The sequence below is a fragment of the Labrys sp. Lb11 genome (assembly GCF_057554225.1).
Window position 1 is genome coordinate 179,178 of sequence record NZ_BAAJOT010000004.1, and the last position, 17,649, is coordinate 196,826.

Below are 17,649 nucleotides of genomic sequence, written 5' to 3' on the forward strand. Positions count from 1 at the left end.
TCTTAACCATCTGTTAACTTTCGTACTTCGCCGTCCACAGGCCATCCACAGCCTGGCCCGGCAGCCGGTTCGGCTAAGTGTGGATTCGAGCCCGGCGCCAGGCGGTCGGTACGGATCCGATTCAATGCGCGGAGTCAGAGGCTTGCCCGGCGCGGCCGATCCGAGGTTCGAGAGTCGGTTCAGGCGCTTGCGAGTCTTGTTACCAGGGAGCGCCGAATCCGGCCCCACAGCGCAGGGCCTGTGGACGATATTGCGGACTCGTCCACAGCCGGCGCCGCAGGGGCCGAAAGGCCCGGAGTCGTCCCCACTTGTCCACAGCGCCGTCCCACGCTACGCGGTGTCATGGCAACGCGCAGCTTCTTCCATCTGCACCTGGTTTCCGACTCGACCGGCGAGACGCTGATCACCGTCGCTCGCGCCGTCGCCGCGCTCTATCCCGGCGTCTCCGCGCTCGAGCACGTCTATCCCATGGTGCGCACGGAACGGCAGGTCGACCAGATCATCGCCGAGATCGAGACGGCCCCGGGGATCGTGCTGCACACGCTGGTGGAGGAAGATCTCGCCGCGCGGCTGGAGAGGGCCTGCGGCGAGGCCGGCTGCCCCTCCATGCCGGTGCTGGCGCCGATCACCAACCTGTTCCACTCCTATCTCGGCGTCGAGGTCCTGGTGCGGCCCGGCGCGCAGCACGTGCTCAATGCCGATTATTTTCGGCGCATCGACGCGCTCAACTACACCATGGCCCATGACGACGGGCAGCAGGCCGTCGATCTCGACGAGGCCGACGTGGTGCTGATCGGCGTGTCGCGCACCTCCAAGACGCCGACCTCGATCTACCTGGCCAATCGCGGCATCAAGACCGCCAATGTGCCGATGGTGCCGGGCATTCCCCTGCCGGTCGAGGTCGACCTGTTGCGCAAGCCCCTGGTGGTGGGCCTGATCGCCTCGCCCGAACGGATCGTGCAGATCCGCGAGAACCGGGTGCTGAGCCTCAACGCCAAGCAGGACCAGACCGCCTATACCGACCGCGTGGCGGTCTCCGAGGAGCTGGCGGAATCGCGGCGCCTGTTCGTCCGCAAGGGCTGGCCGGCGATCGACGTCACCCGCCGCTCGATCGAGGAGACGGCCGCGGCGATCTCGGGGCTGCTGCGCGAGCATCGCCGCGCCAAGATCGTCGAGACCTGATTCCGCCATGCCCGAGCCCAGCCTGATCCTTGCCTCGAAATCGGCGATCCGTGCCGAGATGCTGCGCGGCGCCGGCCTGAGCATCGAGACCGTGCCGGCCGATGTCGACGAGCGCGGGCTGGAAGCCGCCTGGGGCGCCCGCGCGCCCGACCTGGTGGCGCGCGGCCTCGCCGAGGCGAAGGCCCAGGCGGTTTCGCGCCATCATGCCGGCCGCATCGTCATCGGCGCGGACCAGACCATGGCGCTCGGCGCCGAGCGCTTTTCCAAGGCGGCCTCGGTGGAAGAGGCTCGCGAGCGCCTGCTGCGGCTGCGGGGCCGGGCGCATGCGCTGCATTCCGGCTTCGCCCTCGCCCGGGACGGGACGGTGCTGCGGGCGGGTGTCGCCAGCGCAACCCTGACCATGCGCATGTTCTCCGAGGCGTTCCTTGACGACTATCTGGCCCGCGCGGGCGAGGCCGTGTTGTCGAGCGTCGGCTGCTACCAGCTGGAGAGCCTCGGCATCACCCTGTTCTCGGCGATCGAGGGTGACTATTTTACCATTCTCGGCTTGCCGCTCCTGCCGCTGCTGGCGGCGCTGCGCCAGCACGGCGTGATCGAAAGCTAGCCATGAAGCGTGCCTGCGTCATCGGGTTCCCCATCAAGCATTCCCGGTCGCCGATGATCCATGGCTTTTGGCTGAAGCAACACGGCATCGACGGCTCCTACATCCGGGAGGAGGTCGCGCCGGCGGATTTTCCCGCCTTCCTCGCCGGCTTCGCCGCAGCCGGCTATGTCGGCGGCAACGTCACCGTGCCCCACAAGGAGGCCGCCTTCCGCCTTGCCGAGGTCGAGGATCCCGTCGCACGCGCCCTGGAGGCAGTCAACACGCTCTGGGTCGAGGATGGGCGCCTGAGGGGCGCCAACACCGATGCGGAGGGCTTTCTGGCCAATCTCGACCAGAGCGCGGCGGGCTGGGACGGAAACCTCGCCCGCACGATGGTGCTCGGCGCCGGCGGCGCGGCACGCGCCGTGGTGCATGCGCTGCTGCAGCGCGGGGCCGGGCGCGTGCTGCTCGTCAACCGGACCCGGGCGCGGGCCGAGGACCTGGCGGGCCGCTTCGGTCCGAAGGTCGAGCCGCTGGCCTGGGACGAGGCGGCACCGGCGCTGGAAGGCGTCTCCTGCTTGGTCAATACCACCTCGCTCGGCATGGCCGGCCAGCCGCCTCTCGACCTCGACCTCGGCGCCCTGCCCCGGCAGGCCCTGGTCACCGACATCGTCTATGTGCCGCTGGAGACGCCGCTGCTGGCGGCGGCACGGCGGCGCGGCCACCCGGTCGTCGACGGGCTCGGCATGCTGTTGCACCAGGCCGTGCCGGGGTTCCAGCGCTGGTTCGGCGTGCGGCCGACGGTGACGCCCGAGCTGCGCGCCCTCGTGGTCGCTGATATCGTGGCGAAGACGGCCGGCTGACGGCCGCACGCCCTGTCGAAGGGGTGGCGAATGACCTTCATCCTCGGTCTGACCGGGTCGATCGGCATGGGCAAGAGCGCCACGGCCGTGATGTTTCGCCGGCGCGGCGTGCCGGTGCACGACGCCGATGCCGTGGTGCACGAGCTCTATGCCGGTGCCGCGGTCCCGCCGGTCGAGGCCGCCTTTCCCGGCGTGACCGCCGGCGGCCGGATCGATCGCGCGAAGCTGGCCGGGCGGGTGGTCGGCGATGCCCTGGCCATGCGGCGGCTCGAGGCGATCGTGCATCCGCTGGTGCGCGCCGCCGAGGCCGGGTTCGTGGCGGCGGCGCGGCGGCAGGGGCAGCCGCTCGTGGTGCTGGACGTGCCGCTGCTGTTCGAGAGCGGCGGCGCGGCGCGCTGCCATGCCGTCGTCGTGGTCTCCGCCCCGGCCGAGGTGCAGCGCGAGCGCGTGCTCGCCCGGTCCGGCATGACGGCGGAGCGCTTCGAGGCGCTGCTCGCCCGCCAGCTCCCCGATGCCGAGAAACGCCGTCGCGGCCATGCCGTGATCGACACCTCCCGCGGCTTTCTCGCGGCGCAGGCGCAGGTGGACGACCTCATCCGGGCTCTTGCCGGATGCACGCCTCCTCCCCTACCAACGGATGATGGGCCCGGACGCCGCATGGAGGCAGGCTGAATGCGTGAGATCATCCTCGACACCGAAACCACCGGCCTCGACCCGAACGAAGGCCATCGCCTCGTCGAGATCGGCTGCGTCGAGATGGTCGACCGGGTGCCGACGGGCGAGACCTGGCACCATTACTTCAATCCCGAGCGCGACATGCCGCAGGAGGCCTTCGCGGTGCACGGGCTCTCGGAAGAGTTCCTGAAGGACAAGCCGCTGTTCCAGGACCTGGCGGAGGAATTCGTCCGCTTCGTCGGCGATGCCAGGCTGGTGATCCACAATGCCGGCTTCGACATGCGCTTCTTGAACGCCGAGCTGGCGCGGGTGAAGAAGCCGATCCTGCCGATGGATCGGGTCGTCGACACGCTGGCCATGGCCCGGCGCAAGCACCCCGGCGCTCGCGTCTCCCTGGACGAGCTCTGCCAGCGCTACGGCATCGACAATTCCAAGCGCGTCAAGCACGGCGCCTTGCTCGACGCCGAGATCCTGGCCGAGGTCTATATCGAGCTGACGGGGGGCCGGCAGACCGCGCTCGGGCTGTCCACCATCCTCGACGGCGCCGCCGACAGCGCCGCCACGGCCAACCTGCTGCGCAAGCGGCCCGAGCCCCTCCCCCCGCGGCTGACGGCAGCCGAGATCGAGGCGCACGAAGCCTTCATCGCCGGGCTCGGCGGCGATGTGATCTGGAAGCGCTATCTGGAGGAGCCGAAGCCGGCGGGGTGACGGCCGCCATGTCCCGCAAGCGGCATTCCCGGCTCCCGGGAGACGATCGTCTCTGGAATTGCCCGGCCGCGCCGCTCCGGCCGATGGCGAACGGGCGGCCTGCGCAATGCGCAACCCGCCCGGTGCCGCGGTTCGATCAGGCCTGGCCGGAGGTCTGCTGCATCTGCGCCAGGCGGTTGCGGTAGAGCGCCACGAAATCGATCGGGTCGATCATCAGCGGCGGGAAGCCGCCGTTGCGGGTGGCGTCGGCGATGATCTGACGAGCGAAGGGGAACATCAGCCGCGGCCCTTCGATCATCACGACGGCATGGGCGTCGTCGGCCGAGATGCCGGTGAGGCGCAGCACCGCGCCGTAGACCAGCTCGAACTTGAACATCGTGCCGGCACCCTCGCCGGCGCCGCCTTCGACCGTCAGCTCCACCTCATAGTCGGAGGGGCCGAGCGGCTTGCCGTTGACGTTCACGGTCAGGGTGATCTGCGGGGCGTTCTGCTGGGCGCCGAGCGAGCGCGGCGCATTCGGATTCTCGAAGGAGAAGTCCTTGATGTACTGCGCCAGGACGCTGATCGACTGCTGCGTTTCCTTGCGGGGCTCGTCATTGCCGTTTGCGGGTTGGGGACCGGTCGCCATTTTCCAAGATCCTTGTTGTCGCGACGGGTCGCCGCCGGAGCTGTCAATCAAGGCGGGGACGCCGGATCCGATGCGTGATCGCGAGTCCTCTGGCCCTGCCCTGCGGCGCGGGTACCACGGCGGCATCGCGCCGACAAGAGCGGCCTGCCCGCCATATGCCGCGCGGGCTCAGCGTTCGAGCACCAGCGTATTGCGCGCGACCTCGAAATGCTTGAGGCGGTTGAGGAAGGTCATGCCGAGCAGGTTCCCGGCAAGGGCGCCGGGCGGCAGGACGATGGCGCGTACGCCGCTGACGCCGATATCGCCGAGTTCCAGCCGGTCGATCGTCACCGACTTGCCGCGCACCACGCCGTTGGCAGTGGAAACGGCGACGTCCATCGTGTCGCTCGGGTGCACAAGGCCGAGATCCCGACCGGTCTCCCAGGACAGGGCGACGGTGGTCGCGCCGGTGTCGACGAGGAAGGGCACGCGCCGGGCGCCGATCCGGGCTTCCACCCGGAAATGCCCGTCGGGATCGCCGGTGACCTTCAGCGTTCCGGAGGAGGAGAGGGCCGGCGTGGTGGCGGGCCTGACCTTGGGCGCCGTCGCGACCTGCTCGGCCGGTGCGTCGGTCCGCGCCGTGAACAGCTGCGGGAACGCATAGGCGACCGCGACCACGGGAGCGGCCACGACCAGGAGCGAGGTGGAGAGGCGCATCGCAAAATCCCTGCAACGCGCCGAGCATGCCACGGCCCGGTGAAGAGCGGCCTAAGCCTCCGGCCGAAATCCGCCTTCAGGATGAACGAAGCGTTGCCCGGCCCGGCGGAAGGGGCGGCCGGCGCCGCGCCTGCGGCGAGCGTACGCGAGCCGGCCGCTATGCGGCGAAGCCGGCCGTGGCCTCGTCGATCTCCGCCTTGGTCGGGATGCTCGGCTGTGCGCCCAGCTTGGTGCAGGCGAGCGAGCCCCCGGCCGCGCCCCGCGCCAGCGCCATGGTGAAGCCCATGCCCTGATCCAGGGCCGCGGCGAAGGCGCCGGTGAAGGCGTCGCCTGCCGCCGTGGTGTCGACAGGGGTGATCGGCAGGGCGGCGACGGCGCGGCGCACGCCGTCGACCCAGCCGACGGCGCCCTGCGCCCCGAGCGTGACGATGGTGGCGCAGCCGAAGCCGGCATTGATCCGGCGCACCGCCTCTTCCGGATCCTCGGTCGCGATGCCCACAGCCCGGGCGACCACCAGGGCCTCGTGCTCGTTGACGATCAGCACGTCGAGCGCCTTCAGCGTCTCGGCCGGGATCGGGGCGGCCGGCGCGACGTTGAGCACCACCCGGGCCCCGCGCGACTTGGCCAGGCGCACGGCGGCGAAGGTCTCGCCATCGGGAATCTCGCGCTGCAGCACCACCGTGTCGCCGGCGCCGAAGGTGCAGCGCTCGAGTTGGGCGACGCCGGTGGCGCGGTTGGCGCCCGAGGCGACGACGATGGCGTTCTCGGCCTTGGCGTCGACGGTGATCAGCGCCACGGCGGTCGGCCGGGCGACGGTGGCGACATGCGAGAGGTCGACGCCCGCCTCCTTCATGATCGACACGGCCTGCTCGGCGAAGCCGTCGTCGCCGCAGGAGCCGACATGGATCACCTTCGAGCCGGCCCTGGCCGCGGCCACCGCCTGGTTGCCGCCTTTGGAACCGGGCACGACGATGTAGCCCTCGCACAGCACGGTCTCGCCGGGATGGGGGATATGATCGACCTTGGTGACGAGGTCGACGCCGATCGAGCCGAACACGATGATCATGCGGTGGCTTCCCTTGTGGAGATGATGGCTGCCACGAGCGCGGCGGCGCGCAGGCCGACGTCGTCGGCGTCGCGGCCGGGCTTGTAGAGATCGGAGCCGACGCCGAAACCGTCGACGCCGGCGGCAAGATAGGGCGGGATCGTCTGGGGCGAGACGCCGCCGACCACCAGGAGCCTGGTGCCCTTCGGCAGCACGGCCCGCAGGGCGCGCACCACGGCCGGGGGCGCCATCTCGGCCGGGAACAGCTTGAGCGCGTCGGCTCCGGCGTCGAGGGCGGCGAAGGCTTCGGTCGGGGTGAGGCAACCGGGCAGCGACAGCATGCCGTTGGCCTTGGTCCGGCGGATCACCGCCGCGTCGGTGTTGGGCGAGACCACCAGCGCGCCGCCGGCCTCGGCGACGCGGTCGGCATCCGCCGGCGTGAGCACGGTTCCGGCGCCGACCAGCGCGCGGCCCTTCAGGGCGGAGGCGAGCAGGGCGATGCTGGTGAAGGGGTCCGGCGAGTTGAGCGGCACTTCCAGGATGCCGATGCCGGCGGCGGCGATCGCCTCGCCGATCGCCACAGCCTCTGTGGGCTGCAGGCCGCGCAGGATGGCGACGAGCGGCATGGCGGCAAGGGTTTCGTCCAGGGTCATGCTCTGTCCTGCTCCGACCGGGCGGCGGCGAGGGCGGCGAGCCCGGCCAGGAAAGCCCTCTCCGGCGTGATGATCTCGATGCCGATGCCGAACGCTCTCAGCGCTGCGACATAGCGTTGCGCCAGTACGCCGTCCGCCACCAGGGTGACCGTATCCGCGGCGCCGAAGCGCTGCAATGCACCGGCGATCTCCGTGCCGATCAGCAGTCCCGAGAGGTAGGGTCCGACGGCCGTGCCGCCCATCACCCCGTCGAGCACGCGGGCCCGGGCCTGGAACAGCCGGTTGAGCAGGCCGCCCGGCGCCCGTGCCGCCTCCAGGCCGTCGTCGAAGCCGGCGAGGTCCTCCGGCTCGGCGGCCAGGCGGCCGAGCAGGCTGTGGTCATGGTAGAGCCCATAGCTCTCGCCGGTCAGGAAGGTGGCGAAATCGGTGATGACGCCGCGGCTGACCGAGACCCATTTCGAATGGGTGCCGGGCATGCAGACGAGGCCGTCCGCGGTGTCGGCGCCGAACGCCAGCGTTTCCTCGCCGCGCATCACGTCCGGGCCGCCGGGGCCGCGCGCAATGACGCCCGGCACGATCGACACGCGGTCGGTCACCGCCAGCAGGGCGGCAGCGACGCCGCCGGGAGAGGCCGGGCAGGGAGCGTAGGCCGCTTCGGCCCAGCCGTTGCGCGAGCCGACCATGCCGGCCATCAGCACCGGTGCGTCCGGGGCCTGTCGCATCCAGGCGCCGCAATGGCGCTCCAGCACGGCGGCGAAGCCGCCGGCGGCCACGCTCGCCATGCCGTCCTCGGCGGCGACGCGGTCGAGAACCGCGCCGCCGCCGTCGAGCCGATAGGCGCGGAAGCGGCTGGTGCCCCAGTCGACGGCGATCAGATGGGTCTCGGTCATGAGCGGGTCCCCGAGCAGAGTGCGGAAAGCGGCGTCACCGCCCTCCGAAGATCGAAGCAGACGCAGCGCCGAATCGCCGGCGAAGGCCGGTCCGGCGGGGCCGGCGGCCTCACACCCAGCCGCCGTCGACGACCATGGTCTGGCTGGTCATGCCGGAGGCCTCGTCCGAGGCCAGGAACAGCACGGCCTTGGCAAGGTCGTCGGGAACCAGCTTGCGCTTCAGGCACTGGTTGCGCATCAGCGTCTCCTCGCCGTCCTTGTCGAGCCAGAGATCGATCTGGCGCTGGGTCATGATCCAGCCGGGAATGACGCAGTTGACGCGGATGTTGTCCTTGCCGAACTCGCGCGCCAGCATCTTGGTGAAGCCGTGCTCGGCCGCCTTCATGCTGCCATAGACCGACAGGTCGGCGGAGCCGATCATCCAGGAGCAGGAGCCGTAATTGACGATGGCGCCGCCGCCGGCGGCGATCATGTCGGGAATCACGGTCTGCGCGGCGAAGAAGGCATGCTTGAAGTTCACGGCGACGCGGTTGTCGAAATAGTCCGGCGTCACCTCGAAGAACTTGTGGCGCTGGTCGTGGGCAGCATTGTTGACCAGCACGGTGATCGGGCCGAGGGCGTCGCGGATCCGGCCGATCGCCGCCCGCAGCGCCGCGGTGTCGGTGATGTCGGCGTGCTCGAAATGCACGCTGGCGCCGGCCGCGGCCAGCTCGGCGGCCAGGGCCCTGGAAGGCTCGGCCGCCAGGTCGATGAAGCCGACCTTCGAGCCCTGGGCGGCGAACAGGCGCACCGTGGCGGCGCCGATGCCCTGACCGCCGCCGGTGATCAGCACCGTGCGGCCCTTGAGGCTGGGATAGACTGCTCCGGACATGGCTCCCTCTCTATTGCCTGTTCTTGCCTGGAGCAAAGCGCGTTTTGGTGGAAACGCGCTTTGCTCCAGCTCCTTGTTTCGACGCGTCTTTGCGATTCCGTCAAATCGCAAAACGCTCTGGCCCGCGGTCTCCTTAACCCTTCGGCGTGCGGGCCGCCATCCCCGTCCCGGCGCCGAAGCGGCCCCCCGGGGCGGGGAATGGTCATACTTATTGCGGAGGACAATCGTCTCGTCTAGGCTCCGCTCGCGAGGCGGCTGGACAGGCCAGCCTGGTAGAACAAGTCGGCCAAGGACGACCCACGTTCCACGGGAGGAACATCATGAAGACGACGTTGCGCCTGGTCGCATTGGCGGCCGGGATTTCCTTCGCGGCGCTCGGCACGGCGACCGCTGCCGACACCGGCGGGGTGCTGTCGAAGGCGGTCGGCGGCTACACCTTCGAGGAAGCGGCCAAGGAAGCGCCCACGACCAAGGACTTCAACTCCAAGGACGGCAAGCTGACCTTCGCCATCGTCACCCACACCGCCGGCAACGGCTTCTTCGATCCGACCTATGTCGGTGCCCAGGTGGCGGCCAACGCCTTCGGCATCAATCTGGTCAAGCTCGGCTCGGAGGCGCCGGTCGACGACATCCCGCGCGAGCTGGAGATCCTGAACCAGGTGGCGCAGGACCCGACCATCGACGGCCTGATCCTGACCACGCCCCAGTCCGGGGCCTATGACGACCTGATCAAGAAGCTGGAGGCCAAGGGCATCCCGGTCGCCACCACCAACTCCTTCGACCCCAACCTCTACGACCGTTCCAACATCTCCCACACCGGCCAGGAGTCCGGCGCGGCCGCCATCGGCGGCGAGGCCCTGGCCAAGTGCCTGATCGACAAGAAGGTGGAGGGCGGCTCGATCGTCTTCCCCTCCACCACCACGCTGGGCAACGAGGAGGTCAACCGCCGCGTCACCGCCGCCTTCGAGGCCACGGTGAAGGCGCTGAACGCCGCCGGCGTGCTCAAGAACTTCAAGGTCGACGCCGGGCCGAAGAACATCGGCATCGACGTCGACAAGGACAACATCGTCGGCTCGATCGTGTCGCTGTTCGAGAGCCGTAAGGACGTGGTCGGCGCCTTCGCCGCCAACGGCTTCGTGACGCCGGCCCTGGGCGACGCCATCGGCCAGCTCAAGCTGGAGAACAAGATCTGCGCCTTCGGCTTCGACCTCGGGCCCAAGCAGCAGGAGCAGATCCGCACCGGCGCCCTCACCGGCTCGCTCGGTCAGCAGCCCTTCCTGCAGGGCTTCTGGCCGGTGATGCAGCTCTACCTGCAGATCGACCGCGGCATTGCCGCCGCCAACCTCGACACCCGCGCCCAGCTGGTGACCAAGGACACGGTCGACAAGGTCGGCAAGCGCTTCGAGAACTGACCGCCCTGTCGTGACGAGCCGACCGGCCGGCACTGCCCGCCGGTCGGCGCCACAGGATCACCCGCGGGGGACCTCATGAGCCAGGCTGCGACCGGGCTGCCGGCCGGGGACGTGCATCGCGCCGGACGCCCCCCGGCCCAGATCGCCGGCGGCTGGGAGCTGGGGCTGCTGCTGTTCATGGCGGCGCTCTACCTCGTCGGCGTCTGGATCAATCCGGGCTTCTTCGGGTCGGGCACCGCGATCTCCTCGATCCTGCGCGACACCGCCCGCTTCGGCGTGATGGCGGTCGGCATGACCTTCGTCATCGTCAACAAGGATCTCGACCTGTCGGTCGGCTCCACCCTGGGGCTGGTGGCCACCGTCTTCTCGATCACCTACGCCAGGTCGCATGTCGATGCCGGCATCGGCACGGCGATCGCCTGCGCCGTGTTCACGGGCCTCGTCATCGGCCTCGTCAACGGCTGGCTGGTCACGGTGATGCAGGTGCCCTCCTTCATCGCCACCCTGACCATGCTGTTCATCGGGCGCGGCCTCGTGCTCGGCCTCACCGGCGGCAAGACCATCGGCTATTCGGAGAAGGCGGTGGCCGACGGCTGGTTCTTCCGTGTCGGCGAGACCAATGCCCTGGGCTTCAACAACCAGATCCTGGTGCTGTTCCTGGTCGCCGCCGTCGGCATGGTTGTGCTGGCCAAGACCCGCATCGGCTACGAGACCTATGCGGTGGGCGGCAACGAGATGGCGGCGGCCTATGCCGGCATCCGCACCCGCTGGGTGCGCATCCGCGCCTATGTCTTCGCCGCGCTCGCCGCCACCCTGGCCGGCCTGATGAACATCGCCCAGAACAAGGGCATCGATTCCACCTACGGCCAGGGCGCCGAGCTGATCGTCATCGCCGCGGTGATCGTCGGCGGCGCCTCGATCGCCGGCGGCCGCGGCCGCGTGCTCGGCGCCTGCCTCGGCGCGGCGCTGGTGCTGCTGGTCGACAAGGTGCTGCGCGAGGGCATCCCGATCACCCGCATCGTCAAGGTCGGCGACATCGAGATGTCGGTGGAGCAGATGGCCCAGCTGCCTCCGGGCGCGGTGCCGGCCTTCCTCGGCCTGATCCTGCTGATCGCCGTGCTGATCGAGCCCTATGTCGTGCAGCGGCGCGTGCTGGCGCGGCTGTTCGCCCGGCTGACGGGCCGGCCGCTGCCGCCGTCCTTCGACGGCGGCGTCGCCATCGCACAGCCGCCGACCAAGGGCACCCGCTCGCAGTCGCGCGGCGTCGGGGCCAGGGGCTGGCGCGCCTTCTTCCACCGGCGCGACGCGGCCGCGATCATGCTCGCCGTGGCGCTCTGGCTGGCCGGCCTCTATCTCAGGCCGGATTTCTGGGGCTCGCTCGACAACACCTTCAACCTGGCGTTGGCCTTCACCGAGATCGCCCTGCTCGCCATCGGCCTGACCTTCGTCATCGCCAATGGCGACATCGACCTCTCGGTCGGCTCGGTGCTGGCGCTGTCGGCCTCCACCGCGGCCTTCCTGATGAGCGAGTACGGCGCCGATCCGCTCTATGCGGTGCTGGCCGCCTTCGTCGTCGGCACCCTGGCCGGCGTCCTGAACGGCGCGCTCACCGTGCGCTTCGGCCTGCCGGCCTTCGTCGCCACGCTCGGCATGTTCTACATCGCCCGCGGCATCGGCGCCTGGCTCTCGGCCGGGCGCCAGCTCTCCGGCTTTCCCGAGACCTACAACCTGCTCGGCCGCAAGGTGATCGAGATCCTGAAACATTGGGGAATCGCGCCCGAGCCCGGCCTCCTGTTCAACCTGGCCAGCGCCGTCTCGATCCAGACCGTGATCATGGGCCTGATCGCCGTCGTCGCCGGCGTGGTGCTCGGCAGCACGACGTTCGGCCAGATGGTCTACGCCACCGGCGGCAATGCCCGGGCGGCGCAATATTCCGGCGTCAACGTCGACCGGGTGCGCTTCCTCAGCCTGGTGTTCTCGGCCATGTGCGCCGCGCTCGCCGGCATCATCTACGTCGCCTATCTCCGCAGCTTCAACCCGTCCGCCGGCCAGTTGCGCGAGCTCGACGGCATCGCCTCGGTGATCATCGGCGGCGGCTCGGTGTTCGGCGGCTACGGCACCGTGATCGGCTCGCTCGCCGGCGCCGCGGTGATCACGCTAATCCGGGCGCTGCTGTCGCTGCAGGTCTTCCTGCCCGACGGCTCGTCCTTCGTCATGCCGCAGCACTGGGTCAATGTCTGGATCGGGCTCATCCTCATCGCCGCGGTGCTCGGCGACATCTGGTTCCGCCAGCAGGGCATCCTGGCGCTCTGGCTGGACCGCCTGCGCAAGCCCAAACCCGCACAGGATTGACGGCCATGGCCACGCCCATCATCGAGATGCGCCATATCAACAAGGCCTTCGGCGCCGTGCAGGCGTTGAAGGATGTCAGCCTGCACCTGATGCCGGGCGAGATCATCGGCCTGGTCGGCGACAATTCCGCCGGCAAGTCGACGCTGATGAAGGTGCTGACCGGCGCCTATCAGCGCGATTCCGGCGGCGTGCTGGTCGATGGCCGCGAGACCCACTTCAAGAGCCCGCAGGACAGCCGCCGCCTCGGCCTGGAGATGATCTACCAGGACTTCGCCCTGTGCGGGAACATGGACATCGGCCAGAACATCTTCCTCGGCCGCTGGCCGCGCCGCTTCGGCGTCTTCGTCGACCGCGAGCGGATGTATGCCGATGCCGGCGGCGTGCTGAAGCGGCTCAAGGTCGACGTCAACTCGGTCTACCAGAAGGTCGAGAGCCTCTCGGGCGGTCGCCAGCAGTCGGTGGCCATCGCCCGCGCCATCTCCTTCGATCCGCGCGTGGTCATCCTGGACGAGCCGACGGCGAACCTCTCGGTGATGGCCACCGAGCGCCTGCTCGAGACCATGGCCGAACTCAAGCGCCAGGGCGTCGCCCAGATCATCATCTCCCATCGCATGACCGACATCTTCGAGGTCGGCGACCGCATCATGGTGCTCAAGCGCGGCCAGAACGTCGGCGACCGCTACATCAAGCACACCACCGAGAAGGAGGTGCTGGAGCTGATCGTCTCGGGCACGCCCGAGACGGCGCTGACCGCCGACGAGGCGCTGCAGCGGGCAGCCTGACGCGCCTCCGCCCATCCCCGCTGACAAATCGGCCGCGACCGACTAGATAGTGGCCGATCGGGGCGTCATGCCCCTCGAGGATGTTCGATGAACTGGATCGCGAACGTCGTTCCGCCGCGGATCAAGGATTTCTTCTCGCGTCGCGACACGCCGGAGAACCTGTGGATCAAATGCCCGGAGACCGGGCAGATGGTCTTCCACAAGGATCTGGAGCAGAACGGCTATGTCATTCCCGGCTCCAACTACCACATGCGGATGACGGCGGCGCAACGCCTCGCCTCGATCTTCGACAACGGCGCCTGGGAGGACATCACCGCGCCGGAGGTGCCGGTCGATCCGCTGAAGTTCCGCGACGAGAAGCGCTATGCCGACCGTCTCAAGGATGCGCGCAGCAAGACCGGCATGCAGGATGCCATCAAGGTCGCCCATGGCCTGATGGACGGCCTGCCGGTGGTCGTCGCCGTGCAGGATTTCGACTTCATGGGCGGCTCGCTCGGCATGGCGGCGGGCGAGGCCGTGGTGAAGGGCCTGCTGACCGCCGCCGAGCGCGGCACGCCCTTCATCATGTTCGCGGCCTCCGGCGGCGCCCGCATGCAGGAGGGCATCCTGTCGCTGATGCAGATGCCGCGCACCACGGTGGCGATCCAGCGCCTGCGCGAGGCCAGGAAGCCCTATATCGTGGTGCTGACCAATCCGACCACCGGCGGCGTCACCGCCTCCTATGCCATGCTCGGCGACGTGCAGCTGGCCGAGCCGGGCGCGCTGATCGGCTTTGCCGGGCCACGCGTCATCGAGCAGACCATCCGCGAGAAGCTGCCGGACGGCTTCCAGCGCTCCGAATATCTGCGGGAGCACGGCATGGTCGACATGGTGGTGCATCGCCACAAGCTGAAAGAGACGCTCGCCAGACTCTGTCGCCTTCTGACCAAGGCTCCGGAAAAGGCGGCGGCATAACAACCCGATCGCGGGATGTCCGCGGCCGCCGGCAGGCGGCCCGGCCGTCTCGCCGAAATCCACGAGGCCCGGCCGGAGGCGGGAGCGGAGCACAGGCCCGTCCGTCGTCCGGCCCGTTTGCATGACCGGTCGCCATGACGGATTCCGACGCCATCATCGCGCGCTTCATGGCGCTGCACCCCAAGAAGATCGACCTTTCGCTCGGGCGCATGCAGACCATGCTGGCGCGCCTGGGCGATCCCCAGCTCGGCCTGCCGCCGGTGATCCATGTCGCCGGCACCAACGGCAAGGGCTCGACGGTCGCCTTCCTGCGCGCCATGCTCGAGGCCGCGGGCTATGGCGTGCATGTCTACACCTCGCCGCACCTCGTCCATTTCCACGAGCGCATCCGCCTCGCCGCTCCGGGCGGCGGCCGCCTCGTGCCCGAGCCGATGCTGGTCGCGGCCTTGGAGGAATGCGAGCGCCAGAATGCCGGCGACCCGATCACCGTGTTCGAGATCACCACCGCCGCCGCCTTCAAGCTGTTCGCCGAGAACCCGGCCGACGTGCTGCTGCTCGAGGTCGGCCTCGGCGGGCGCATGGACGCCACCAACGTGATCGACAAGCCGCTCGCCACGGCCATCACCTCGATTTCGCTCGACCACGCCGACTTCCTCGGCACCGATATCGCCCAGGTCGCCGTCGAGAAGGCGGGCATCCTCAAGCGCGACGTGCCCGGCATCCTCCATCCCCAGACGGACGAGGTGCGTGCCTCCGTCGAGCGCGTCGCCGCCAGGGTGGGGGCGCCGCTGATCATCGGCGGCCAGGACTTCGACACCCATGAGGAGAACGGCCGCCTGGTCTACCAGGACGAGGGCGGGCTGCTCGACCTGCCGCTGCCGCGCCTGGCCGGGCGGCACCAGCATCGCAATGCCGGCGTCGCCATCGCCACCCTGCGCGCCCAGGACCGGCTCCAGGTCTCCGATCGGCATGTCGAGCGCGGCCTGCAGTCGGTCGACTGGCCGGCCCGCCTGCAGCGCCTGCCGACCGGCCGCATTCCGGCGATCTTGCCGCCGGGCTGCGAGGTCTGGCTCGACGGCGGCCACAATGTCGACGGCGGCCGCGTGCTGGCCGAGGCACTGGCCGAGTTCGAGGACCGCAACCCGCGGCCGCTCGTGCTCGTCGCCGGCATGCTGTCGACCAAGGACTCCGACGGGTTCCTGGTGAACTTCGCCGGGCTCGCCCGCGAGGTCCACACCGTGCCGATCGCCAGCAACAGCACCTCGCGCACCGCGCTCGAGGTCGCCGAGGCCGCCCGCCATGCCGGTCTGGCCGCCCGCGCCCATGACAGCCTGGCCGAGGCCCTGGCCGCCATCGCCGGCGAGAGCTTCCCGGTGGCGCCGCGCGTGGTCATCACCGGCTCGCTCTACCTGGCCGGCGAGGTCCTGGCCTTCAACGGCACCGAGCCGGCCTGAGGGTCCGATCCGCGAGGCCCGGGCGGAGCCTCTTTCCAGACGCCGATTTATTTGACAAAGTCAAACATCAGCGTCTGGACACCTCGCCATGCTCGACCGTCCCGCCAGCCACATCGGCGCCGTGCGCCGCTTCAACCGCTTCTACACCCGCGCCCTCGGCATTCTCGACGACACCTACCTCACACCCGGCTTCTCCCTCGCCGCCGGCCGCGTGCTCTACGAATTGGCGCAGCGCGAGGGCACCACCGCCACGGCCCTGCGCCAGGATCTCGGTCTCGATGCCGGCTATCTCAGCCGCATCCTCAAGGACTTCGAGCGGCGCGGCTTCCTCGTCCGCACGCCCTCTCCGGCCGATCGCCGCGCCAGCGAGCTCGGCCTGGCCGAGGCCGGGCGGACGGCCTTCGCCGCGCTCGACGCCCGGTCCGAGGCCGAGATCGCGAGCCTGATCGCGCCGCTGGCGCCGGGCGACCGCGACCGGCTCGCCGGGGCTATGGCGGAGATCGAGGCCCTGCTCGGCCGGGCCCCGGGCGAGCAGCCCTTCGTGCTGCGGCCGCACCGGCCCGGCGACATGGGCTGGGTGATCGAGCGGCACGGCGCGATCTATGCGCAGGAATATGGCTGGGACGAACGCTTCGAGGCCCTGGTGGCCGAGATCGCCGCTGCCTTCATCCGGACGTTCGACCCGGCGCGCGAGCGCTGCTGGATCGCCGAGCGTGGCGGCCGGCGGGTCGGCTCGGTGTTCCTGGTGCGCGAGAGCGACGCGGTGGCCAAGCTGCGCCTGCTGCTGGTCGACCCGGCGGCACGCGGCCTCGGCCTCGGCCGCCGGCTGGTCGCCGAGTGCATCGCCTTCGCCCGCCAGGCCGGCTATGCCCGTCTCACCCTGTGGACGCAGCGCAACCTCGACGCCGCCCGCCACATCTATGCCGCCGCCGGCCTGCGCATGGTGCACCACGAACCCTATCACGGCATCGGCCGCGACCTGGTCAGCGAGATCTGGGAGCTTGATTTGCACGGGGAATCATCGTCGATCGGCGCATGCGATCGCGATGGCTCGTCGGCCTGATTCTGCTCTGCCTCGGCTGCGCCGCCCGCGCCGAGCCGCAGCCGTCCGCCACCGAAAGCCCGGAGCAGGCGCTGTGCCGGCTGATCGAGACGTCTGCGGTGCGGCGCGGCTTGCCCGTCGAGTTCCTCACCCGGCTGATCTGGCGCGAGTCGAGCTTCCGGCCCGGCGTGGTCTCCAGCGCCGGGGCACAGGGCATCGCCCAGTTCATGCCGGGCACGGCGGCCGAGCGCGGCCTCAGCGATCCTTTCGACCCGCAGGAGGCGATCCCCGCTTCCGCCCATCTCCTGTCCGATCTCAACCGGCGCTTCGGCAGCCTCGGCCTCGCCGCCGCCGCCTACAATGCCGGCCCGAACCGGGTGGCCGGCTGGCTGACGGGCCGGCGCACCCTGCCGCTGGAGACGCAGGACTATGTCCTGTTCATCACCGGACGCCCGGCCGACGAGTTCCTGGGCGAATCGGAGATCGACCTCGTGCGCCCGCCGCCGCCCGACCGGCGGCCGGCGAAGACCTGCCTGCAGCTCACGGCCGGCCTGCGCATCGGAGTGCCCGAGGCGACGATCGCGCTGACGCCCTTCGCGCCCTGGGGCGTGCAGCTCGCCGGCAACTTCTCCAAGGCCCAGGCCCTCGCCACCTACGGCCGCAGCCAGAAGCGCTTCGCCGCCATCCTGGGCGGCGTCCGGCCGATGGTGATCGGTACCCGCCTGCGCAGCCGCGGCACCCGCGCCTTCTATCGTGTGCGGGCGCCGGCGGCTTCGCGCCAGGAAGCCACGGCGCTGTGCGACCGTATCCGGGCGGCGGGCGGGGCCTGCTTCGTGCTGAAGAGCTGACTTCGCCGGCG

At 70.0% G+C, this 17,649-nt stretch carries 18 protein-coding genes; 12 read left to right on the forward strand and 6 right to left on the reverse strand.

What is annotated here, in order from left to right; all coding sequences use genetic code 11:
- Nucleotides 1–342 precede the first annotated feature (342 nt).
- From AC27L4_RS15385 to dnaQ, 5 genes are read left to right on the forward strand one after another with little or no spacing between them, the layout of a single operon-like run.
- Nucleotides 343–1,182 carry a pyruvate, water dikinase regulatory protein gene (locus AC27L4_RS15385; RefSeq protein WP_487143105.1) on the forward strand — a complete coding sequence of 280 codons (840 nt, stop codon included), beginning with the start codon at nt 343–345 and terminating at the stop codon, nt 1,180–1,182.
- Between the two features lie 7 nt (nt 1,183–1,189).
- Nucleotides 1,190–1,786 (forward strand): Maf family protein, encoded by a 597-nt coding sequence (locus tag AC27L4_RS15390; protein WP_487143106.1) that lies wholly within the window; start codon nt 1,190–1,192, stop codon nt 1,784–1,786.
- A 2-nt stretch (nt 1,787–1,788) separates the two neighbouring features.
- Entirely contained in the window at nt 1,789–2,628 is an 840-nt protein-coding gene (locus AC27L4_RS15395) for a shikimate dehydrogenase (protein WP_487143107.1), read from the forward strand.
- A gap of 30 nt (nt 2,629–2,658) precedes the next feature.
- Entirely contained in the window at nt 2,659–3,300 is a 642-nt protein-coding gene (gene coaE / locus AC27L4_RS15400; protein ID WP_487143108.1) for a dephospho-CoA kinase, read from the forward strand.
- Nucleotides 3,301–4,011, forward strand: coding sequence for a DNA polymerase III subunit epsilon (gene dnaQ / locus AC27L4_RS15405; RefSeq protein ID WP_487143109.1), 711 nt, complete (start codon nt 3,301–3,303; stop codon nt 4,009–4,011).
- 136 nt (nt 4,012–4,147) lie between these two features.
- On the opposite strand, the gene secB is transcribed toward dnaQ, so the two are convergent.
- The 6 genes from secB to AC27L4_RS15435 all read right to left on the reverse strand — a co-directional run bounded on the left by secB (nt 4,148) and on the right by AC27L4_RS15435 (nt 8,794).
- Nucleotides 4,148–4,639 (reverse strand): protein-export chaperone SecB, encoded by a 492-nt coding sequence (secB, locus tag AC27L4_RS15410; protein ID WP_487143110.1) that lies wholly within the window; start codon nt 4,637–4,639, stop codon nt 4,148–4,150.
- Nucleotides 4,640–4,807: 168 nt separating this feature from the next.
- Nucleotides 4,808–5,335 carry a retropepsin-like aspartic protease family protein gene (locus AC27L4_RS15415; protein ID WP_487143111.1) on the reverse strand — a complete coding sequence of 176 codons (528 nt, stop codon included), beginning with the start codon at nt 5,333–5,335 and terminating at the stop codon, nt 4,808–4,810.
- A gap of 157 nt (nt 5,336–5,492) precedes the next feature.
- The gene (locus AC27L4_RS15420) at nt 5,493–6,401 is read right to left on the reverse strand and encodes a ribokinase (protein WP_487143112.1); all 909 of its coding nucleotides are present in this window, start codon (nt 6,399–6,401) and stop codon (nt 5,493–5,495) included.
- On the reverse strand, nt 6,398–7,033 hold the full coding sequence (locus tag AC27L4_RS15425) for a 2-dehydro-3-deoxy-6-phosphogalactonate aldolase (protein WP_487143113.1): 636 nt from the start codon (nt 7,031–7,033) through the stop codon (nt 6,398–6,400). The genes AC27L4_RS15420 and AC27L4_RS15425 overlap by 4 nt, the downstream gene beginning before the upstream one ends.
- Nucleotides 7,030–7,923 carry a 2-dehydro-3-deoxygalactonokinase gene (locus tag AC27L4_RS15430; RefSeq protein ID WP_487143114.1) on the reverse strand — a complete coding sequence of 298 codons (894 nt, stop codon included), beginning with the start codon at nt 7,921–7,923 and terminating at the stop codon, nt 7,030–7,032. The genes AC27L4_RS15425 and AC27L4_RS15430 overlap by 4 nt, the downstream gene beginning before the upstream one ends.
- 109 nt (nt 7,924–8,032) lie before the next feature.
- The gene (locus AC27L4_RS15435) at nt 8,033–8,794 is read right to left on the reverse strand and encodes an SDR family NAD(P)-dependent oxidoreductase (protein ID WP_487143115.1); all 762 of its coding nucleotides are present in this window, start codon (nt 8,792–8,794) and stop codon (nt 8,033–8,035) included.
- 320 nt (nt 8,795–9,114) lie between these two features.
- On the opposite strand from AC27L4_RS15435, the gene AC27L4_RS15440 reads away from it, so the two are divergent.
- The 7 genes from AC27L4_RS15440 (at nt 9,115) to AC27L4_RS15470 (ending at nt 17,638) form a co-directional block, all read left to right on the forward strand.
- Nucleotides 9,115–10,206: a substrate-binding domain-containing protein gene (locus tag AC27L4_RS15440; protein ID WP_487143116.1), complete on the forward strand. Its 1,092-nt coding sequence runs from the start codon at nt 9,115–9,117 to the stop codon at nt 10,204–10,206.
- 75 nt (nt 10,207–10,281) lie between these two features.
- Nucleotides 10,282–12,558: an ABC transporter permease gene (locus tag AC27L4_RS15445; RefSeq protein WP_487143117.1), complete on the forward strand. Its 2,277-nt coding sequence runs from the start codon at nt 10,282–10,284 to the stop codon at nt 12,556–12,558.
- Nucleotides 12,559–12,563: 5 nt separating this feature from the next.
- Complete coding sequence (locus AC27L4_RS15450; RefSeq protein WP_487143118.1) at nt 12,564–13,340, forward strand: ATP-binding cassette domain-containing protein; 777 nt, start codon at nt 12,564–12,566, stop codon at nt 13,338–13,340.
- A gap of 87 nt (nt 13,341–13,427) precedes the next feature.
- Nucleotides 13,428–14,294, forward strand: coding sequence for an acetyl-CoA carboxylase, carboxyltransferase subunit beta (gene accD, locus AC27L4_RS15455; RefSeq protein ID WP_487143119.1), 867 nt, complete (start codon nt 13,428–13,430; stop codon nt 14,292–14,294).
- Nucleotides 14,295–14,428: 134 nt separating this feature from the next.
- A complete protein-coding gene (locus AC27L4_RS15460; protein WP_487143120.1) occupies nt 14,429–15,748 on the forward strand; it encodes a bifunctional folylpolyglutamate synthase/dihydrofolate synthase in 1,320 nt (439 codons plus the stop codon).
- Nucleotides 15,749–15,836: 88 nt separating this feature from the next.
- Nucleotides 15,837–16,811: a bifunctional helix-turn-helix transcriptional regulator/GNAT family N-acetyltransferase gene (locus AC27L4_RS15465; RefSeq protein WP_487143121.1), complete on the forward strand. Its 975-nt coding sequence runs from the start codon at nt 15,837–15,839 to the stop codon at nt 16,809–16,811.
- Nucleotides 16,784–17,638 (forward strand): transglycosylase SLT domain-containing protein, encoded by an 855-nt coding sequence (locus tag AC27L4_RS15470; RefSeq protein ID WP_487143122.1) that lies wholly within the window; start codon nt 16,784–16,786, stop codon nt 17,636–17,638. The genes AC27L4_RS15465 and AC27L4_RS15470 overlap by 28 nt, the downstream gene beginning before the upstream one ends.
- The last annotated feature ends 11 nt before the right edge of the window (nt 17,639–17,649 follow it).

Bases quoted from the DNA above. Each gene is read 5' to 3' on its own strand.
- AC27L4_RS15385 (WP_487143105.1), top strand. From the start codon at position 343: ATGGCAACGCGCAGCTTCTTCCATCTGCACCTGGTTTCCGACTCGACC.
- AC27L4_RS15390 (WP_487143106.1), top strand. From the start codon at position 1,190: ATGCCCGAGCCCAGCCTGATCCTTGCCTCGAAATCGGCGATCCGTGCC.
- AC27L4_RS15395 (WP_487143107.1), top strand. From the start codon at position 1,789: ATGAAGCGTGCCTGCGTCATCGGGTTCCCCATCAAGCATTCCCGGTCG.
- coaE (WP_487143108.1), top strand. From the start codon at position 2,659: ATGACCTTCATCCTCGGTCTGACCGGGTCGATCGGCATGGGCAAGAGC.
- dnaQ (WP_487143109.1), top strand. From the start codon at position 3,301: ATGCGTGAGATCATCCTCGACACCGAAACCACCGGCCTCGACCCGAAC.
- secB (WP_487143110.1), bottom strand. From the start codon at position 4,639: ATGGCGACCGGTCCCCAACCCGCAAACGGCAATGACGAGCCCCGCAAG.
- AC27L4_RS15415 (WP_487143111.1), bottom strand. From the start codon at position 5,335: ATGCGCCTCTCCACCTCGCTCCTGGTCGTGGCCGCTCCCGTGGTCGCG.
- AC27L4_RS15420 (WP_487143112.1), bottom strand. From the start codon at position 6,401: ATGATCATCGTGTTCGGCTCGATCGGCGTCGACCTCGTCACCAAGGTC.
- AC27L4_RS15425 (WP_487143113.1), bottom strand. From the start codon at position 7,033: ATGACCCTGGACGAAACCCTTGCCGCCATGCCGCTCGTCGCCATCCTG.
- AC27L4_RS15430 (WP_487143114.1), bottom strand. From the start codon at position 7,923: ATGACCGAGACCCATCTGATCGCCGTCGACTGGGGCACCAGCCGCTTC.
- AC27L4_RS15435 (WP_487143115.1), bottom strand. From the start codon at position 8,794: ATGTCCGGAGCAGTCTATCCCAGCCTCAAGGGCCGCACGGTGCTGATC.
- AC27L4_RS15440 (WP_487143116.1), top strand. From the start codon at position 9,115: ATGAAGACGACGTTGCGCCTGGTCGCATTGGCGGCCGGGATTTCCTTC.
- AC27L4_RS15445 (WP_487143117.1), top strand. From the start codon at position 10,282: ATGAGCCAGGCTGCGACCGGGCTGCCGGCCGGGGACGTGCATCGCGCC.
- AC27L4_RS15450 (WP_487143118.1), top strand. From the start codon at position 12,564: ATGGCCACGCCCATCATCGAGATGCGCCATATCAACAAGGCCTTCGGC.
- accD (WP_487143119.1), top strand. From the start codon at position 13,428: ATGAACTGGATCGCGAACGTCGTTCCGCCGCGGATCAAGGATTTCTTC.
- AC27L4_RS15460 (WP_487143120.1), top strand. From the start codon at position 14,429: ATGACGGATTCCGACGCCATCATCGCGCGCTTCATGGCGCTGCACCCC.
- AC27L4_RS15465 (WP_487143121.1), top strand. From the start codon at position 15,837: ATGCTCGACCGTCCCGCCAGCCACATCGGCGCCGTGCGCCGCTTCAAC.
- AC27L4_RS15470 (WP_487143122.1), top strand. From the start codon at position 16,784: ATGCGATCGCGATGGCTCGTCGGCCTGATTCTGCTCTGCCTCGGCTGC.